Raw genomic sequence first — 18,037 nt, 5'->3', positions numbered from 1 at the left:
GACCGATCCGGTCACCGGGGGGGGCAACCTGTCGCCGCCGTCCGCCTACCTCAGCTCGACGAGCAGGTCGCCGCCCTCCACCTGCTGGATGCGGTTGATGGCGAGGCGGGAGACCCGGCCGGACTTGGGCGCGGTGATCGCCGCCTCCATCTTCATGGCCTCGATGGTGGCGACGGTGACACCGGCCTCCACCTCGTCGCCCTCTTCGACCGCGAGGGTGACCACGCCCGCGAACGGGGCTGCCACGTGGCCGGAGTTGGCGCGGTCGGCCTTCTCGGTGACGGGGATGTCGGAGGCGGCGGCCGCGTCACGCACCTGGATCGGCCGGAGTTGGCCGTTCAGGGCGGACATCACCGTACGCAGCCCACGCTCGTCGGCCTCGCCGACGGCCTCCAGTTCGATGAGGAGGCGGACACCCGGTTCCAGGTCGACCGTGTACTCCTTGCCGGGGCGGATGCCGTAGAAGAAGTCCTTGCTGTCCAGGACGCTGGTGTCGCCGTAGGTCTGGCGGTGCGTCTCGAACTCCCGCGTGGGGCCGGGGAACAGCAGGCGGTTGAGGGTGGCGCGGCGGTCCTTGTCGAGGGCCGTGCGGTCCTCGGGGGTCAGGTCCTGTACGGGCTTGGGGGCGGCGCGGCCCTGGAGTGCCTTGGTACGGAACGGCTCGGGCCAGCCGCCGGGCGGGGTGCCCAACTCGCCCCGCAGGAAGCCGATCACGGAGTCCGGGATGTCGAAGCGTTCCGGGGACGCCTCGAAGTCGGCGGGGGTCACTCCGGCACCGACCAGGTGCAGGGCGAGGTCGCCGACGACCTTCGACGACGGGGTGACCTTCACCAGGTGGCCGAGGATGCGGTCGGCGGCGGCGTACATCGCCTCGATGTCCTCGAAGCGGTCGCCGAGGCCGAGGGCGATGGCCTGGGTGCGCAGATTGGAGAGCTGGCCGCCGGGGATCTCGTGGTGGTAGACGCGGCCGGTGGGCGAGGCGAGGCCCGCCTCGAAGGGGGCGTAGATCTTACGGACGCTCTCCCAGTACGGCTCCAGGTCGCCGATGGCCTGGAGGTCGAGGCCGGTCGGGCGGTCGGAGTAGTCGGTGGCGGCGACGATCGCCGACAGCGAGGGCTGCGAGGTGGTGCCCGCCATGGAGGCCACCGCGCCGTCGACGGCGTCCGCGCCGGCCTGGATCGCGGCGAGGTAGGTGGCGAGCTGGCCGCCGGCCGTGTCGTGGGTGTGCAGGTGCACCGGGAGGCCGAACTCGCGGCGCAGCGCGGAGACGAGCGTCGCGGCGGCGGGTGCGCGCAGCAGGCCCGCCATGTCCTTCACCGCGAGGACGTGGGCGCCCGCCTCGACGATCTGTTCCGCGAGACGGAGGTAGTAATCGAGCGTGTACAAGCGCTCGTTGGGGTCGGACAGGTCCGAGGTGTAGCAGAGGGCGACCTCGGCGATCGACGTTCCCGTGGCGCGTACGGCGTCGATGGCCGGGCGCATCTGGCCCACGTCGTTCAGCGCGTCGAAGATGCGGAAGATGTCGATGCCGGTGGCGGCGGCCTCCTGGACGAAGGCGTCGGTGACCTGGGTCGGATACGGCGTATAGCCCACGGTGTTGCGGCCGCGCAGCAGCATCTGGAGGCAGATGTTGGGGACGGCCTCGCGCAGGGCGGCCAGCCGGTCCCAGGGGTCCTCGGCGAGGAAGCGGAGCGCGACGTCGTAGGTGGCACCGCCCCAGCATTCCAGGGAGAGCAGTTGGGGCACGGTGTGGGCGACGACCGGGGCGACCGCGAGGAGGTCCTTGGTGCGGACCCGGGTGGCGAGGAGCGACTGGTGGGCGTCGCGGAAGGTGGTGTCGGTGACGCCGATCGTGGGCGATTCGCGGAGGTGGCGGGCGAAGCCCTCGGGGCCGAGTTCGGCGAGCAACTGCCGTGAACCGGCCGGGGGTTCGCCGGTCGGGACCGGCGGCAGCTTGGTGGTGGGGTCGATCAGGTCGGGGCGTTCGCCGTGCGGCTTGTTGACCGTGACGTCGGCGAGGTAGGTGAGCAACTTGGTGCCGCGGTCGGCGGATTGACGGGCCGTCAGGAGCTGCGGGCGCTGCTCGATGAACGACGTGGTGATACGCCCGGCCTGGAAGTCGGGGTCGTCCAGCACCGCTTGCAGGAAGGGGATGTTGGTGGCCACACCGCGGATGCGGAACTCGGCGACCGCGCGCCGGGCGCGGTTGACGGCGGTGGTGAAGTCCCGTCCCCGGCAGGTGAGTTTGACCAGCATGGAGTCGAAGTGCGCGCTGATCTCCGTACCGGCGTGGGTGGTTCCGCCGTCGAGACGGATTCCGGAGCCGCCGGGCGAGCGGTAGGCGCTGATCCGGCCGGTGTCCGGGCGGAAGCCGTTGGCCGGGTCCTCGGTGGTGATACGGCACTGGAGGGCGGCACCGTGCAGAGTGACCGTCTCCTGCGAGAGGCCGAGGTCGGCGAGGGTCTCGCCTGAGGCGATGCGCAACTGCGCCTGGACGAGGTCGACATCGGTGACCTCCTCGGTCACCGTGTGCTCGACCTGGATGCGCGGGTTCATCTCGATGAAGACGTGGTTGCCCTGCGGATCGAGGAGGAACTCGACGGTGCCCGCATTCCGGTAGCCGATCTCGCGGGCGAAACGGACGGCGTCGGCGCAGATGCGGTCGCGCAGTTCGGGGTCGAGGTTGGGCGCGGGGGCCAGCTCGACGACCTTCTGGTGGCGGCGTTGCAGCGAACAGTCGCGCTCGAAGAGGTGGATGACGTTGCCCTCGCCGTCGGCGAGGATCTGCACCTCGATGTGACGGGGGTCGACGACGGCCTTCTCCAGGAACACCGTGGCGTCGCCGAACGCGGACATGGCCTCGCGGGCGGCGGCCTCGATGGACTCGCGCAGGGCGGCCGGGTCCTCGACGCGGCGCATACCGCGCCCGCCGCCACCGGCGACGGCCTTCACGAAGACCGGGAAGCCGATCTCCTCGGCGGCGCGCACCAGTTCGTCGACGTCGGTGGAGGGCGCCGAGGAGCCGAGCACGGGTACGCCGGCCGCGCGGGCGGCGGCGACGGCGGTGGCCTTGTTGCCGGTCAGCTCCAGGATGTGGGCGCTGGGGCCGACGAAGGTGATGCCCGCCTCCTCGCAGGCGCGGGCGAGTTCGGGGTTCTCGGAGAGGAACCCGTAGCCCGGGTACACGGCGTCCGCTCCCGCGCGCTGTGCCGCGCGGACGATCTCGTCGACCGAGAGATAGGCGCGGACCGGATGTCCGGGCTGACCGATCTCGTAGGCCTCGTCGGCCTTGAGCCGGTGCAGCGAATTGCGGTCCTCGTGGGGGAAGACCGCGACCGTTCGCGCGCCCAGCTCATAGCCGGCGCGGAACGCCCTGATCGCGATCTCTCCACGGTTGGCGACCAGCACCTTGCGGAACATTCCGGATCCCTTCAGCCTGCCGGTGACGTGCACCATGGTGTCGGCGTCACCCCTGTAACGCCATGTGAGCCGGGACACTAGTCGCAAACGTGTCGCGCGGGGCGCTTCAACGGGCCGACGGTAAAGAAACCGTATGGTCTAGTCCAAAGTGCGAATTGGTTCAGTCCAATCCATTGACGTGGCCGCGACATCGCCAGAAGCTGGGCGCCTCCCCCACTCCCACCGGAGGCACAACGTGACACGTCTTCGCGCATGTCTCGGCGCGGCAGCCGCCGTGACGCTCGCCGCCGCGGGCACGACCGCTCTCATCGCGACCAACGCCCAGGGCGCGACCAACGCGGCCACCGCGCTGAGCAACCGCTGGTACGCCGCGGCCCCCTACCTGATGCCGACGGACAACAACCCGCCCGACGCCGGCACCATCATGGACGCCACCGGCCTGAAGGCCTTCCAGCTCGCCTTCGTCCTCGCCCCCAACGGCGGTGGCTGCACCCCCACCTGGGGAGGCACCTCACCGGTCTCCTCGGACACCGCCGTCCAGTCGGTCATCAACACGATCCGCGCCAAGGGCGGCGACGTCTCCGTCTCCATCGGCGGCTACGGCGGCACGAAGCTCGGCCAGGCCTGCTCCGACCCGGCCTCGACGGCCGCGGCCTACCAGCAGGTCATCACCAAGTACGGCCTGCACGCGATCGACTTCGACCTGGAGGAGCCGGAGTACGAGAACACCGCGGCCATCCACAACGAGATCGGCGCGGCCAAGATCCTCCAGCAGAACAACGCGGGCCTGTACGTCTCCGTGACCACGGCCGGTACGGCGGACGGCACCGGCTGGTTCGGCAAGCAGATGCTGCTGGAGGCGAAGTCGCAGGGGTTCACGCCGAACAACTTCTCCATCATGCCGTTCGACGGCGGCTTCAACGGCGCGGCCTCGCAGACCAGCGCGCTCACCAACTTCAACTCCATCCTCCAGTCGACGTTCGGCTGGGACTCGGCGACCGCGTACGCCCACGAGGGCTTCTCGGGCATGAACGGCCGCAGCGACACCGGCGAGTACTTCACCCAGGCCGACTTCCAGACGGTCCTGAACTACGCCACCAGCCACAACATGGACCGCTTCACGTTCTGGTCCCTCAACCGCGACCGCCAGTGCAGCCCGGTCGACAACGGCGGTACGACGTCCGGCACTTGCTCCAGCGTGGCGCAGAACGCGTGGGACTTCGCGAAGTACTCGGTCCAGTTCGCGGGCGTGACCCCGCCGACCACGACACCGACGCCGACTCCCACGCCCACCCCCGGCACGTGCAAGACGGCGTGGAGTTCCACGGCCGTCTACACGAAGGGCAACGAGGTGTCGTACGGCAACCACAACTGGGTCGCCAAGTGGTGGACCCAGAACGAGGTGCCCGGAGCCTCCGAGTGGGGCCCCTGGCAGGACGAGGGCGCCTGCTGATCCGGCGGGATCAGTAGGACATGGGCTGCGACGCCGAGTTGGCCTTGGGAAGAGCCTGCTCGGCGTCGCTGTCCGTTGCTAGCGAAGGATGTTGACCGCCCGCGCCACCACCAGGACGACGATCGACACGGAGACCGAGGACTGGCCCATCATCAGCATCTTCGCCCAGCGCGAGAGCGGCATCACGTCGGTCGGGCTGAAGGCCGTGGAGTTGGTGAAGGACAGGTACAGGTAGTCCAGGAACGCCGGTTCCCAGTCCGGTGGCGCGGTCTCCGGGCTCTGCATCTGGACGAAGAGGAAGTCGGCGTACTGGTGGTCGCCCATGACCCGCGCCATGGGCCCGCCCCGGTCCCACTCCCAGTACCAGAGCGCGAACACGATGACATTCGTCAGCCAGATGCCCCCGCCGGTCAGCAGCAGCGGTCCGGCGGCCAGGCCTTCGGTGCCTCTGACCAGGCCCACCACCAAGCGGGCCGCCGACCAACTGTTGGCCAGGCTGATGACCCCCGTCAGCACCAGACTCGGCCAGCGCAGCCACCTCGTGCCGGGCTCGATCCGCCCGGGATTGGCGGCGAACAGACCGACCATCAGGGCGAGTTCCAGGGCCGGAAGCAGCCAGTACGGCTGGAAGGCGAGCCGGTGCGGCAGCATCAACTGGACGGCGACCGCCACCAGGATCACGGCCGACACGACCCACCGCGTCTCCCCGTGTGTCACCCGCCGCCACGCGGGCACCACATCGCGACTGCCGTCCTCCAGCAGCCGCTCGATCCTGGCCAGGCGGTTCGCGGAGTCGTCTCTGTCGTCCGTCATGCCACCGATTGTCCCCGGTCAGGGCTCGCTCGCCCGACGCGCCCCGCCCTGGGTGCCCCGGCCGGTCGTGGTCAGCCCTTCAGCGGTTCGGCCAGTCGCCCCAACAACCCCGCCACCAGCGCCGTCTGCCCAGGCACCGTGTCCGGATAGATGAACTCTCCCTGCGCATGCGCCCCGTCGCCGACCGCTCCCATGCCGCACAGCACCGGCAGACCCAGCGCGGCGACGAAGTTGGCGTCGCTGGCACCGCCGACCGCGGTGTCGCGCAGGGGGTCGCGGCCCTGCTCCCGGGCGACCTCGCGGGCGAGGTCGAGGAGCGGGCCGGAGGCGGCGTTGAGGGTCATGGGCGGCCGGTTCCAGGCGTGGTCGATCTCGATACGGACGCGCGGGTCGCTGACCGTGATGGCGTCGAACTCGGCGTCGACCCGGTCCTGTTCGGCCGCGCTGCTCACCCGGATGTCGACGCCCGCCGTTGCCTGCCCGGCGACGACGTTGATGGCCGAACCGCCCCTGATGAGACCGGTGTTGACGGTGGTGCCGCGTTCCGGGGCGGCCACGGCAGCGGCGGCGACCACGAACTCGGACAGTGCGGTGATCGCGCTCGCCCCGTCCTGCGGTGCGAGCCCCGCGTGGGACTCGACGCCGGTGGCCGTGACCTGGAAGATCCCGGTGCCCTTGCGGGCGGTCTTCACCGCGCCGTGGGCACTCGGCTCCAGGACCAGTGTGGCGTCCGCCGCCCGCGCGACCTCCTCGATCACCGCCCGCGAGGACAGGGAACCGATCTCCTCGTCGCCGTTGAAGAGGAAGGTGACGGTGGGCAGGGGCGCACCACTCTCCCTTGCCACCTTCAGGGCCCAAATGCCTTGTGCCAGACCGGTCTTCATGTCGAAGATGCCCGGCCCGCTCAGTCGTGACCGCCCGTCCTCGGACGGCTCGGGCTGCTCCCATCCGGCGAGGGTTCCGGTCGGCCACACGGTGTCGTAGTGACCGACGAGCGCCACATGGCCGGCGCCGGAACCCGTGTAGGTCAGGATGAGGGTGTCGCCGTACTCGCCGCCTGGGTGTCGCTGTTCCCGGTCGGGCGGGCCGAGCCGCTCGACGGCCAGCTCGCGCAGCAGGTCGAGGCCGGCCGCGAGGCGGGGAAGGTCGTAGCTGCCGGTCTCGTGGCGGACGAGGGTCAGGATGTCGTCGATGATTCGCGACGAGGCGTCCTGGGCGCGGGTGGTGAGGGGGACGGTTGCGGGTGACGCGGTCATGATCTGCCTTCTTGTACGACGGTGAGGGTTCGGTCAGCCGATGCCGAGCGGGATGCCCAGCAGGTACCAGGCCACGAAGAACGCGACCCAGGCGACCCAGAGGACGGCGGCGATGGGGATCGTGAAGGAGGCCAGGGTGCCGATGCCGGCGGACTTGCGGTACTGCTGGATGAAGCCCAGGGCCATCACGAAGTAGGGGCTCATCGGGGTCACGCAGTTGGTGACCGAGTCGGCGACGCGGTAGACGGCCTGGGTGGTCTCGGGCTCGATGCCGATGAGCATCAGCATGGGCACGAGGACCGGCGCGGCCAGCGCCCACAGTGCGGAGCCGCTGGTGATGACGAGGTTCATGAAGGTGATCAGCACGGCGATGCCGACGAGCACCGTCCAGCCCTGGAGGTTCAGGTCGCGCAATGCCTCGGCGCCCTTGATGGCAAGGATGTTGCCGATGTTCGTCCACTTGAAGTAGGCGAGGAACTGGGCGATCGCGAAGAACAGGACGAGGATCGGCGCCATCGAACGCGTGCCGTCCACCATCGCGCCGATGCTGTCGCGGGCGGCGGTGAACGTGCCGGCCATCCGGCCGTAGACGGTGCCGAGCACGGCGAAGAACACGCCCAGGACGAGCGCCATCCCGCCGATGAGCGGGGAGTCGACGATGCCGCCGCCCTCGCCGCGCAGGGGTGAGGAGTCGGGGATCATGGCCGCCGCGAGGAACACGAGGAAGCCCACGGCTACCAACCCGGTGGCGCGCAGGGCGCGTTGCTGCCGCTCGGTGATCTCGATCGCGGCGAGTTCCCCGGTGTCGGGCGCGGCGACCGGCTCGTCGGGTTCGAGGTCGGAGCGGCGGGCGAGGACCTTGTCGACGACGAGGGTGATCACGACGGCCACCAAAATCGAGGAGCCGAGGCCGAAGAAGTAGTTGGCGACCGGCGTGACGACGTAGTGCGCGTCGATGGTGTGCGCGGCGGCCGTGGAGATCCCGGACAGCAGGACGTCGGTGGTGGTGAGCGACGGGGAGGCGTCGTATCCGGCGGCGATCGAGACGTAGGCGACGACACAGCCGAGGACCGGGCTGCGGCCGGCCGCGCGGAAGACCAGGGCGCCGAGCGGGATGAGGGTGACGTAGGCGGCGTCGCCCGCGACATGGCTGACCATGGCCGTCATCGACAGGGCGAAGGTGAGGTACCGGCCCGGCACGCGGGCGACCATGCGGCGCAGCAGGGCGGAGAAGAGTCCGCTCTTCTCGGCGACAGCGATGCCGAACATCACGGTGAGGATGGTGGCCAGCGGCGGGAAGGCCGCGTAGTTGTCGACGGCTCCCTCGACGGCCATGGTGAGGCCGTCCTTGCTGAGCAGGTTCTGCACCTTGATGGTCTCGTGCGTGCCGGGGTGCACCGCGCTGAGGCCGGTCGTCGCGAGGACGGCGCTGAGGACGGCGACGACGCCCGCCAGGATCCAGAACAGCCAGAAGGGGTTGGGGAGTCGGTTCCCGATCTTCTCTATCGCCGTCAGGCCCCGGAACGCGGTGCGCAAGGCCCTCGACCGGGGCTCGGTGGACTGCGGCTGAGGCTCGGCCGAGGTGGCACTCATCGGTACCTCTTCACACGATGGGGGGATGTTCCTGCGAACAATGGCACCCCAGTGAGAGATTCTCCATAACTTGGATGTAACGGTGGGATTAAACGGCATCTAGAGTGAGGCCCTATGACCCGTCCTCTCCTCGACGAGCTCGACCGGCGCCTCATCGGCGCGCTGCACCTGGCGCCCCGGGCCACCTGGGACGACATCGGCGAGATCCTGGCCGCCGACGCGAGCACGCTCAAACGCCGCTACGACCGTCTGCACGAGGCCCGCATGGTGCGCGTGATCGGGCAGGCCGACTGGGGCATCCACTCCACGGCGATGCCCGTCCACGTCTTCCTGGACATCACCGGCGAGAGCCCACTGGCCGTCCTGCACCGGCTCCGCGGCCTGCCCCATCTCCAGCTGCTGGCGCAGATCTCGGGCGACTACCCGCTCTACGCGGTCGTGCACGCCCCGTCGGAGGCGGCTACCAGCGAGGCGATCGACCGGATGTTCTCCGTGCCCGGTGTCCGCCGCGTCAACGCGCTGCCCGCGCTCAGCACGCTGCGCCGGGGCCGGACCTGGGACCCGCAGTTCCTCACGGACGCCGAACGCGCCGAGCTGCTGAAGCTCGCCGGCGCCCGACACGAGGGCACCGCGACCGCGACACCCCCGGCGAAGCCGCTGAGCGAGGCCGAGCGCGGTGTCGTAGCCGAGTTGCTCCGGGACAGCCGCGCGTCCGCGGCGAGCGTCTCGCGGGCCACCGGTCTGGCCACCTCCACCGCGCACCGCGTCGTCCGCCGGGTCCTGGACGAGGGGTGGGTCAAGCCGCGCCTGGAGATCGTGTCGGAGTGGCTCGGCTTCCAGACCCCGTTCATCCTGCGGCTGCGGGTGGCGCCGGGGGCGACCCCCGAGGTCATGCACCGCATCGACCAGCTCCCACAGACGCGGCTCGCCGCGCATGTCGCCAGCGACATGTCGGTCCTGGCCACCGGCCTGGTGACCGACCGCTCCGCCCTGGCGCTCTTCGTCGACGGCGAACTGGCCAGGATCCCCGGTCTGCTCGGTGTGAGCGTCTCCGTCATGCTCGCCGAGCCGCGCCGGTACTGGATGGACCGCGACCTGACCACCGGCCTCGGCACCTTCCACGCACCGGCGCTGCTGTGAGCGGACCCTCGCGCGTCAGCCGGTGCCGAAGGCCCCCGTGGCGTAGGCGCACTCCGTGTAGATGTAGCCCGACCTGAGCTTGGCCGTGTCCGAGGCCGGGCTCGCGGTCGAACTGTCCGGCCGGTGCACGAAGTACGTGGTGCCGGTCGGCAGACTGATCGTCTTCTGCGGATAGTTCTTGCCTCCGCTGCACGGCTTGAAGCCGGACAACAGGGTGGTGCTCAGGGAGTACGTCGTGCAGCTGCCGCAGGCCTTGAGCGTGAAGCTGCCGGTGACCGGCCCGGTGTACAGGACGGTGATGTCGTCCGGGCTGTCGTTCTTGACCGTGACGGAGATGCTGCCGCCGGACGCCGTCGTCGGCAGCTTCTTGCCCGCGGCGGGAACCGTCTGGGCCACCTCGGCGGCGATCGCGATCTTCTTGGCGCGGGCCCGGTTCTTGTCGTGCGTGTTGTTCTTCACGAAGTCGTTCATCGTGGAGAGCGCCGAGTCGAAGTCGCCGCTCTTGTACTGCGAGACACCGCACTGGTAGGCCCCGGCACTGGCCTGGCCGCCGGCCCGCGTGGCGTCGGCGCTCAACTCGTCGGCCACGCCCGCCTGTCCGCCCTCCAGGGTCCCGATCTGGGCGGAGAGACTCTTCAACTGCTCGACGGCTGCGCACGGTTGGCTGCCGCCCACACCCTGCGCGGCCTTGGTGACGGCCGACTTGACGGCCGGTTCGACCTGGCCCGCCTGGGACGACTGCGGGAATGTGGCCAGCAGATCCCCGAAGTTCGTCGGCCAGTCGGCGCTCTGACCGGCCAGCGAGGCGGAGGCGCATTCGTAGAGGGAGGTGGCCAGCCGGTCGTCCGGCCAGCTGGTCAGGGTGCCCAGCTGCTTCTTGCCGATGGTGCCGGGGACGGTCCGCAGATACTTCAACTGGGGTATCGCGTCACAGTAGTTCTTCTGCATGTACGCCCCGCCGACCGTCGTGTAGAACGTCTTCAGCCGGTCGGGCACCTTGCCGGCCGCCCGCGAACCGGAGTGCGCGGTGGTGAGGTCGTCGTACACCGCCAGGGCCTGACGGTAGTGGGGTTCGGCCGCGGAGAACGACAACCTCCCGCTGTCCGCCACGAGTTGGTCGGCCTTCTCCAGCCGGTCGAGGAGCATCTGCTGAGTCGCCTCGTCGCGCGCGTTGTCGTACAGCACGACTCCCCCGGCGGGTACGGCGAGCAGCACCAGGCCCAGCAGGATCGCGAGCGGTGCGGCCGCGGGCCAGGCCAGCCGGGTGCGCAGACCGACCAACGCGCCGTGGACGGCGGCGAACACGAGGAACACGACGTACAGGGTGACGAGGACGCCGGAGACACCGTCCGGGTCGGCGGGCAGGGTCACCAGCAGCAGGACTGCGGTCGCGACCCAGCACACGGCCATCAGCAGCCAGCGGCGCGTCAGCGCGTAACCGAGGCCCAGGCCACTGAGGTTGAGCAGGCCGACCGCGACGGATCTGAGTCGGTCCGGCGGCGCGGGTGGCGGAGACGAGGGCATGGGTGGAACGGCGAACCCCTGATACCCCGAATTTTCCTGATATCCCTGATAACCGCCGTACTGGTCCCCGGACATGATTCTCCCCCCGCTCAACTACGCCCCCGTTACCGTGACTTGTCAGTGTACGGTCGGGTTCGCCGCTAGGACAGTGGAGACCGCGGGGCACCTCCGCCCCTCAGCACCCTGGACAGTCCGAGCGCCGCCGTCCGTACCGCCGGGGCGAGTTGGGCGGGCCGGAAGCGGGTGCGCGGTACGGCGACCGAGAGCGCGGCGACCGCGGTCTCGCCGGCGAACACCGGGGCCGCGATGCAGCTCACGCCCGAGGCCGCCTCCTGCTCCTCGTAGGCGAGGCCGGAGACCTGGATCTTCTCCAGGGTCATGCGCAGCCGGGCCGGGTCGGTGATCGAGTGCGGGGTGAGACTCTGCAGCGGTCGGGACAGCACCTCCTCCGTCAACTCGGCGCCGGAGAAAGCCAGTAGCGCCTTGCCGACGGCGGTGCAGGTCAGGGGAAGGCTGCCGCCGATGCGGGAGGGCAGCCGCAGGGCCTCGTGGCCGTGGATGCGTTCCAGGTAGACCACTTCCAGGCCCTCTCGGACACCGAGGTGGATGGTCTCCCGGGTGGCCTCGAACAGGTCCTGGAGGAAGGGCAGGGCCGTCTCGCGCAGATCGCGCCGGTGCGGGACCAGCGAGCCCAGCTCGAACAGCTTCGCGCCGAGCAGATAGCGGGTGCCCGAGCGCTCCAGCCAGCCCAGCCGGACGAGGTCGGCCGCCAATCGGTGGACAGTGGGCTTGGGCAGTCCGGTGTGCTCCGAAAGTTCCGACAGGCGGTACGGTCCGCCGCTCGGGCTGAAGCAGTCGAGGATGAGCGCGGCCTTCTCCAGCATGCTGCCGCCCGCAATGTTCCGTGTCACGGAACAAAGATTGTCCCTTGGCGGGGATGCTGTCTATACCGAGGGGTGTACCCGCACTGCTCTCCCAGGAGGTAACCCGTGCCCACCGTGCCCGACGGCGCCCGTCCGGACGCCGTGTCCCCGGCCGTGGTCAAGGCCGCCGACCTGCTGGCGGAGGCCACCCGTACCGGGGTCGCCTGTCCGCCGGTGCGCGACCTGCTCGACGGCGGCGACCTGGAGACCGCCTACGCCGTGCAGCAGCTGAACGTCCGGCGCGGTCTGGCCGCAGGACGCCGTGTCGTCGGCCGCAAGATCGGCCTGACCTCCCCTGCCGTACAGCGCCAACTCGGCGTGGACCAGCCGGACTTCGGCGCACTGTTCGCCGACATGGCGGTTCCGGACGGCGGCGAGGTGCCGGTGGGCCGACTGCTCCAGCCGAAGGTGGAGGCTGAGGTCGCACTGGTCCTCGGCCGGGACCTGCCGGAACGCGAGTGCACGATCGTCGACGTGCTGCGCGCGGTCGACTTCGCGCTGCCCGCACTGGAGATCGTCGACAGCCGGGTGCGGAACTGGGACATCTCCCTGGTCGACACCGTCGCCGACAACGCCTCCTGCGGTCTGTACGTCCTCGGCGGCACACCCGTACCGCTGACCACCGTGGACCTGCGCGCGGTCACGATGGCCATGAGCCGGGACGGCGAGACCGTCTCCGAGGGCACCGGCGCCGACTGCCTCGGCAGCCCCCTCACCGCGGCGGTCTGGCTCGCCTCGGCCCTCGCCGAGCGTGGCGACCCGCTGCGCGCGGGCGACCTCGTGCTGACCGGCGCCCTCGGCCCGATGACCCCGGCCACCCCCGGAGACACCTTCGAGGCGCACATCTCGGACCTGGGCTCGGTACGGGTCCGCTTCGCCACGGAAGGGAACGGCAAGTGACGACCAAGGTCGCCATCATCGGCTCCGGCAACATAGGCACCGACCTCCTGATCAAGGTCCTGCGTCTCTCCGAGACCCTGGAGATCGCCGCACTGGCCGGCATCGACCCGGACTCCGACGGCCTGGCCCGCGCCCGCCGCCTCAAGGTCGCCACGACTCACGAGGGCGTCGAAGGACTGGTCAAGTTGGACGAGTTCGCCGACGTGGACCTCGTCTTCGACGCGACCTCGGCCGGCGCCCACCGCCACCACGAAGAGGTCCTGCGGCCCCTGGGCCGCACGCTCGTCGACCTCACCCCGGCCGCCATCGGCCCGTACGTCGTCCCGCCGGTCAACGGCGAGGCCCACCTCGACGCCCCGAACGTCAACATGGTCACCTGTGGCGGCCAGGCCACGATCCCGATCGTCGCCGCCGTGGGCGCCGTCTCGCCGGTCCACTACGGCGAGATCGTCGCGTCCATCGCCTCGCGCTCGGCCGGCCCCGGCACCCGCGCGAACATCGACGAGTTCACCGAGACCACTTCCCAGGCCATCGAGGCGGTCGGCGGCGCCGCGCGCGGCAAGGCGATCATCGTCCTCAACCCGGCCGAACCCCCGCTGATCATGCGGGACACCGTGCACTGCCTGGTCTCCGACTGCGCGACCGAGGCGGTCACCGCGTCCGTCGAGGAGATGGTCGGCCGCGTCCAGGCGTACGTGCCCGGCTACCGCCTCAAGCAGCAGGTGCAGTACGACAAGGTGGCGGCCGACGACCCGCTGCGCACCCTGGCTCCGGGCACGGGCGAACTGCTCAAGGTGTCGGTGTTCCTGGAGGTCGAGGGGGCCGCCCACTACCTCCCCGCCTACGCCGGAAACCTCGACATCATGACCTCGGCCGCCCTGCGCACCGCGGAACGCATGGCCGCCCGCACCCGCAAGGAGACCGTCCAGTGACCCCGTCCCTCTACGTCCAGGACGTCACCCTCCGGGACGGCATGCACGCCGTGCGCCACCGCTACACCGTCGACCAGGCCCGCGCGATCGCCGCCGCCCTGGACGCGGCCGGAGTGGCCGCCATCGAGATCGCCCACGGCGACGGACTGTCGGGCTCCAGCATCAACTACGGCGTCGGCGCCCACACCGACTGGGAATGGATCGAGGCCGTCACCGACGTCGTACGGCAGGCGATCCCGACAACCCTCCTCCTGCCGGGCATCGGAACCGTCCACGACCTCAAGCAGGCCCACGCGCTGGGCATCCGCTCGGTACGGGTCGCCACGCACTGCACCGAGGCCGACATCTCCGCCCAACACATCGCGGCAGCGCGGGAGTTGGGCATGGATGTGGCCGGGTTCCTGATGATGTCCCACATGGCCGAGCCCACCGAACTCGCCCGCCAGGCCAAACTGATGGAGTCCTACGGCGCCCACTGCGTGTATGTCACGGACTCCGGCGGCCGGTTGACGATGGACGGCGTCCGGGACCGCTTCCGCGCGTACCGCGAAGTCCTCGCCCCGGAGACCGAGTTGGGCATCCACGCCCACCACAACCTCGCGCTCGGCGTGGCCAACACGGTCGTCGCGGTCGAGGGCGGCGCGATCCGCGTCGACGCCTCCCTCGCGGGCCAGGGCGCGGGCGCGGGCAACTGCCCGCTGGAGGCGTTCGTGGCGGTCGCCGACCTGATGGGCTGGAAGCACGGCTGCGACCTGTTCCCGCTGATGGACGCGGCCGACGATCTCGTACGACCGCTGCAGGACCGCGAGGTACGGGTCGACCGTGAGACCCTCAGCCTCGGGTACGCGGGTGTGTACTCCAGCTTCCTGCGCCACGCCGAGACGGCCGCCGCCCGCTACGGGCTCGACACGCGCAGCATCCTCGTCGAGGCGGGGCGGCGGGCGATGGTCGGCGGCCAGGAGGACATGATCACGGACATCGCGCTGGACCTGGTCGCCCGCGCGGCGAACCCGGGCTGAGCCCGGACCGGCCGCGAGGACGCGGGTGTCGGCGCCTCATGACGCCGACACCCGTGGGGAGTTGGGGCGGACCGACCCGACGGTACTGAGTTGGTCTAGTCCTCTTGACGGAGAGTCGCGCGAGCGCTTTGGTATATACCAAAGCCTTCACGCGCCACCCCCCACCACTCCCCCCTTATAGGCACCCCCGAAAGGGGATCTGTCATGCACCTGGCAAGACTCGCGGCTTCCGTGTGCACCCTCGCGCTCTCGGTCACCGGCGTCACCGTCGCCCTGGCCCCCGCGAGCAGCGCTGCGGGAAGCAGCGTCTACTCCGTGGCCCCCTACGTCGACATGTCGAACAGTCAGGAAGGACTGCTCGACACCGCCATCACCGGACACCAACTCAAGGCGTACACAGCGGCCTTCGTGCTCGGTGTCGGCTGCAACCAGATCTGGGGCGACACCCTCCCCATCGGCAACGACTCCTTCACCGACCCCCTGATCGCCAAGGCGAAGTCAGAGGGCGCGTCGGTCATCATCTCCTCCGGCGGCGCGAGCGGCGAGCCGCTGGCCTGGACGTGCTCGACGCAGAGCAGCATCGACGCCGGATACCAGGCCGTCATCAACGACTACGGCGTCACCCAGCTCGACTTCGACATCGAGGGCGCCGCCATCGCGGACACCGCCGCGGTGGCCCGCCAGATGCAGGCGATGAAGGACCTCAAGGCGTCCAACCCGAACCTGAAGTTCTCCATGACCCTGCCGGTGCTGACGAGCGGGCTGACCGGCGACGGCGTCAACATCGTCAAGGCCGCCAAGACCGCGGGCATCAAGATCGACGTCCTCAACATCATGGCCATGGACTACTACGCGGGCACCGGGACCGAGATGGGGCAGGCCGCCGTCTCCGCCGCGAAGGCCACGCTGGCGCAGATGCAGTCCGTCGACTCCGGCTACACCTACGCCAACCTCGGCATCACCCCGATGATCGGCAAGAACGACGACGGCTCCACCTTCACCCTGGCCGATGCCCAGACGGTGGAGAGCTTCGCCGCGCAGAACAGTGTCGGCCGGCTGGCGTTCTGGGCGATCACCCGGGACCAGGCGTGCGGTGGCAGCGCCAACTCCCTGCCCACGTGCAGTCAGATCAGCCAGAACAGCCTCGCGTTCACCGACGCGTTCGTGCCCTACACGGGCACGGGCACGGGCGGCGGCGGAGGCACCACCAGCGACTTCTCGCTGTCCCTGTCGCCGGGCTCCGCCTCGGTCGCCCAGGGCGGTACGGCGACCTCGGCCGTCTCCACCGCCGTCACCTCCGGCAGCGCCGAGTCCGTCAGCCTCTCCGCCTCCGGCGCACCCTCCGGTGTCAGCGTCTCGTTCAGCCCCAACTCCGTTACATCCGGGGGCAGTTCGACGCTGACGGCGACGGTCGGTTCGTCCGTGGCCGCGGGCAGCTACCCGATCACCGTCACCGGCACCGCCGCGACCGGCAGCCACATCGCCACGTACACGCTCACCGTCACCAGCAGCACTGGCGGCGGCGGTGGCTCGCTGACCAACGCGGGCTTCGAGACCGGCAGTCTGGGCCCGTGGACCTGCACGGGCGGCAGCGCGGTGGTCTCCAGTCCGGTGCACAGCGGAAGCCACAGCCTCCAGGTCACACCGAGTGCCGGCGGTACCGGCGAATGCGACCAGACCGTCACCCTGTCCCCCAACAAGAGCTACACGCTGACCGCGTGGGTGCAGGGACCGTACGCCTACCTCGGGGTGAGCGGCGGGGCCTCCGCGAGCACCTGGTCCAACAACACGAGCTGGAACCAGCTGTCGGTGCCCTTCACCACCGGCAGCAGCGGAACGGTCACCGTGTTCGTCCACGGCTGGTACGGCCAGTCCAACGTCACGGCTGACGACTTCACGCTCAGCTAGCGACCCGCCGACGTACCGGCGCCGGTGCCCAGGGGACCCCTGTCCTCCTGGGCACCATCGGCGTCTGCGGGGACGACCGGCTCACGGCGGTTGTGGCGGCGGATGACCAGCCACGTTATCCAGCCGACGCCGATGATGAACCCGAAGCTGATGATCCGGTAGAGCACGACCGTGGCGATGGCCGTGCTGGTCGCGACGCCACCCGTGACCAGCCCGAGGACGAGCGCGCTGTCGATGATGCCGAGTCCGCCCGGGATGATCGTGAGGGTGCCGGCGGCCATGCCCGCGCAGAAGGCGAGCAGCAGCTGGGCGTTGCTGATCTGCGTGTCGCTTATGGCGTGGAAGCAGAGCCACAGACAGCCCGCGTCGAGCAGCCAGTTGAGCACGGCGAAGACGGCGGCGGCGACGGCGTGCCGGGGTTGCAGCCGGGCGGTGCGGAGTTGCTCCACGAAGCCGCGGATCCGGTCGAGGCCCTGGGTCTCGGGCAGGTGCCGCAACTTGTTGACCTTGGCCAGCGCGGCCCGGGTGGCCGGTTCGACCTTCTCCGGGTGGCGGGTGATGCGCCGGATGCCGACGGTGAGCAGCAGGACGGCCAGGCCGAGGGTGACCAGGCTGTGCCACTGCAGACTGCCGTCGGAGGCGATCGCGGAGATCGCGGTGACGACGGCCAGGGCCGCCGCGGAGAGGATGCCGGACAGTGCGATGCACCAGGAGGCGACGGCCGGTGTCGCCCCGAAGCGGCGCATCTGCTGGTAGTTGAAGTGGGTGGAGAAGGCCGGTCCGCCCGGCAGCGTGACACTGAGCGAGTGCGCGGCGTAGGCCAGGGCGACATGGCGTTGGATCGGCACCTCCACCCCGGCCGAACGCAGCAGCCGGCGCTGCATGCGCGCGTAGCAGCCCATGGCGGCGACCTCGGCGACGAGCGCGACGGCGAACCAGTTCAGCCGGGGTGCGCGCAGCTGTGACAGAGCGGCGGCGAGCGACGGCCAGCCCAGCACCAGTTCGGTGGTGAACAGCGCGAGCAGGACCGTGATCACCGCCGGGCGCAGCCAGCGCCGGGTGCGACGCGGCGCCGTGCCGGCCGGTTCGGGGGTGATGGCGGTGGTGTCCGGAGCGTGCACAGGCAGGACCGTCGATTTCGTGAAGTGAGCTTCAA

13 protein-coding genes are annotated in these 18,037 nt (G+C 70.2%); 6 read left to right on the top strand and 7 right to left on the bottom strand.

All coding sequences use genetic code 11. The features are described 5' to 3' along the window. Window positions 1-45: 45 nt before the first annotated feature. Window positions 46-3,420: a pyruvate carboxylase gene (locus tag ACIBJH_RS27755; RefSeq protein ID WP_399119647.1), complete on the bottom strand. Its 3,375-nt coding sequence runs from the start codon at window positions 3,418-3,420 to the stop codon at window positions 46-48. 235 nt (window positions 3,421-3,655) lie between these two features. On the opposite strand from ACIBJH_RS27755, the gene ACIBJH_RS27750 reads away from it, so the two are divergent. Then, window positions 3,656-4,873, top strand: a complete 1,218-nt coding sequence (locus ACIBJH_RS27750; protein ID WP_399119589.1) for a chitinase — start codon at window positions 3,656-3,658, stop codon at window positions 4,871-4,873. A gap of 78 nt (window positions 4,874-4,951) precedes the next feature. Here the strand turns inward: ACIBJH_RS27750 and ACIBJH_RS27745 are convergent, their stop codons facing one another. The 3 genes from ACIBJH_RS27745 to ACIBJH_RS27735 all read right to left on the bottom strand — a co-directional run bounded on the left by ACIBJH_RS27745 (window position 4,952) and on the right by ACIBJH_RS27735 (window position 8,535). Then, window positions 4,952-5,686 (bottom strand): hypothetical protein, encoded by a 735-nt coding sequence (locus ACIBJH_RS27745; RefSeq protein WP_399119588.1) that lies wholly within the window; start codon window positions 5,684-5,686, stop codon window positions 4,952-4,954. Between the two features lie 71 nt (window positions 5,687-5,757). Continuing rightward, window positions 5,758-6,942, bottom strand: coding sequence for a M20 family metallopeptidase (locus tag ACIBJH_RS27740; protein ID WP_399119587.1), 1,185 nt, complete (start codon window positions 6,940-6,942; stop codon window positions 5,758-5,760). Between the two features lie 33 nt (window positions 6,943-6,975). Then, window positions 6,976-8,535, bottom strand: a complete 1,560-nt coding sequence (locus ACIBJH_RS27735; protein ID WP_399119586.1) for an AbgT family transporter — start codon at window positions 8,533-8,535, stop codon at window positions 6,976-6,978. Window positions 8,536-8,649: 114 nt separating this feature from the next. Here ACIBJH_RS27735 and ACIBJH_RS27730 point away from each other — a divergent pair, with 114 nt between their 5' ends. Continuing rightward, window positions 8,650-9,675: an Lrp/AsnC family transcriptional regulator gene (locus ACIBJH_RS27730; protein WP_399119585.1), complete on the top strand. Its 1,026-nt coding sequence runs from the start codon at window positions 8,650-8,652 to the stop codon at window positions 9,673-9,675. A gap of 15 nt (window positions 9,676-9,690) precedes the next feature. Here ACIBJH_RS27730 and ACIBJH_RS27725 read toward each other — a convergent pair whose 3' ends face one another. Continuing rightward, on the bottom strand, window positions 9,691-11,199 hold the full coding sequence (locus ACIBJH_RS27725) for a hypothetical protein (protein WP_399119584.1): 1,509 nt from the start codon (window positions 11,197-11,199) through the stop codon (window positions 9,691-9,693). Window positions 11,200-11,339: 140 nt separating this feature from the next. After that, window positions 11,340-12,083, bottom strand: coding sequence for an IclR family transcriptional regulator (locus ACIBJH_RS27720; protein ID WP_399119646.1), 744 nt, complete (start codon window positions 12,081-12,083; stop codon window positions 11,340-11,342). Between the two features lie 105 nt (window positions 12,084-12,188). Between ACIBJH_RS27720 and mhpD the strand changes: the two genes are divergently transcribed. From mhpD to ACIBJH_RS27700, 4 genes are all read left to right on the top strand, one after another. Next, window positions 12,189-13,022: a 2-keto-4-pentenoate hydratase gene (gene mhpD, locus ACIBJH_RS27715; protein ID WP_399119583.1), complete on the top strand. Its 834-nt coding sequence runs from the start codon at window positions 12,189-12,191 to the stop codon at window positions 13,020-13,022. Next, entirely contained in the window at window positions 13,019-13,954 is a 936-nt protein-coding gene (locus ACIBJH_RS27710) for an acetaldehyde dehydrogenase (acetylating) (RefSeq protein WP_399119582.1), read from the top strand. Before mhpD ends, ACIBJH_RS27710 begins: the two co-directional genes overlap by 4 nt. Beyond that, on the top strand, window positions 13,951-14,973 hold the full coding sequence (dmpG, locus tag ACIBJH_RS27705; RefSeq protein ID WP_399119581.1) for a 4-hydroxy-2-oxovalerate aldolase: 1,023 nt from the start codon (window positions 13,951-13,953) through the stop codon (window positions 14,971-14,973). The genes ACIBJH_RS27710 and dmpG overlap by 4 nt, the downstream gene beginning before the upstream one ends. A 204-nt stretch (window positions 14,974-15,177) precedes the next feature. Further along, window positions 15,178-16,881 (top strand): carbohydrate binding domain-containing protein, encoded by a 1,704-nt coding sequence (locus ACIBJH_RS27700; protein WP_399119580.1) that lies wholly within the window; start codon window positions 15,178-15,180, stop codon window positions 16,879-16,881. Here the strand turns inward: ACIBJH_RS27700 and ACIBJH_RS27695 are convergent. Beyond that, on the bottom strand, window positions 16,878-18,002 hold the full coding sequence (locus ACIBJH_RS27695) for a YbhN family protein (protein WP_399119579.1): 1,125 nt from the start codon (window positions 18,000-18,002) through the stop codon (window positions 16,878-16,880). The genes ACIBJH_RS27700 and ACIBJH_RS27695 overlap by 4 nt on opposite strands. Window positions 18,003-18,037 lie beyond the last annotated feature (35 nt).

Origin of the sequence: Streptomyces sp. NPDC050548 (assembly GCF_044457385.1) — a bacterium.
Classification (GTDB): Bacteria; Actinomycetota; Actinomycetes; order Streptomycetales; family Streptomycetaceae; genus Streptomyces.
The sequence above is the reverse complement of the archived record's forward strand: the minus strand, read 5'-3'. Positions and strand labels throughout refer to the sequence as shown.

Bases quoted from the DNA above. Each gene is read 5' to 3' on its own strand.
- ACIBJH_RS27730 (WP_399119585.1), top strand. From the start codon at position 8,650: ATGACCCGTCCTCTCCTCGACGAGCTCGACCGGCGCCTCATCGGCGCG.
- ACIBJH_RS27700 (WP_399119580.1), top strand. From the start codon at position 15,178: ATGCACCTGGCAAGACTCGCGGCTTCCGTGTGCACCCTCGCGCTCTCG.
- ACIBJH_RS27755 (WP_399119647.1), bottom strand. From the start codon at position 3,420: ATGTTCCGCAAGGTGCTGGTCGCCAACCGTGGAGAGATCGCGATCAGG.
- ACIBJH_RS27720 (WP_399119646.1), bottom strand. From the start codon at position 12,083: ATGCTGGAGAAGGCCGCGCTCATCCTCGACTGCTTCAGCCCGAGCGGC.
- ACIBJH_RS27745 (WP_399119588.1), bottom strand. From the start codon at position 5,686: ATGACGGACGACAGAGACGACTCCGCGAACCGCCTGGCCAGGATCGAG.
- ACIBJH_RS27725 (WP_399119584.1), bottom strand. From the start codon at position 11,199: ATGCCCTCGTCTCCGCCACCCGCGCCGCCGGACCGACTCAGATCCGTC.
- ACIBJH_RS27740 (WP_399119587.1), bottom strand. From the start codon at position 6,942: ATGACCGCGTCACCCGCAACCGTCCCCCTCACCACCCGCGCCCAGGAC.
- ACIBJH_RS27735 (WP_399119586.1), bottom strand. From the start codon at position 8,535: ATGAGTGCCACCTCGGCCGAGCCTCAGCCGCAGTCCACCGAGCCCCGG.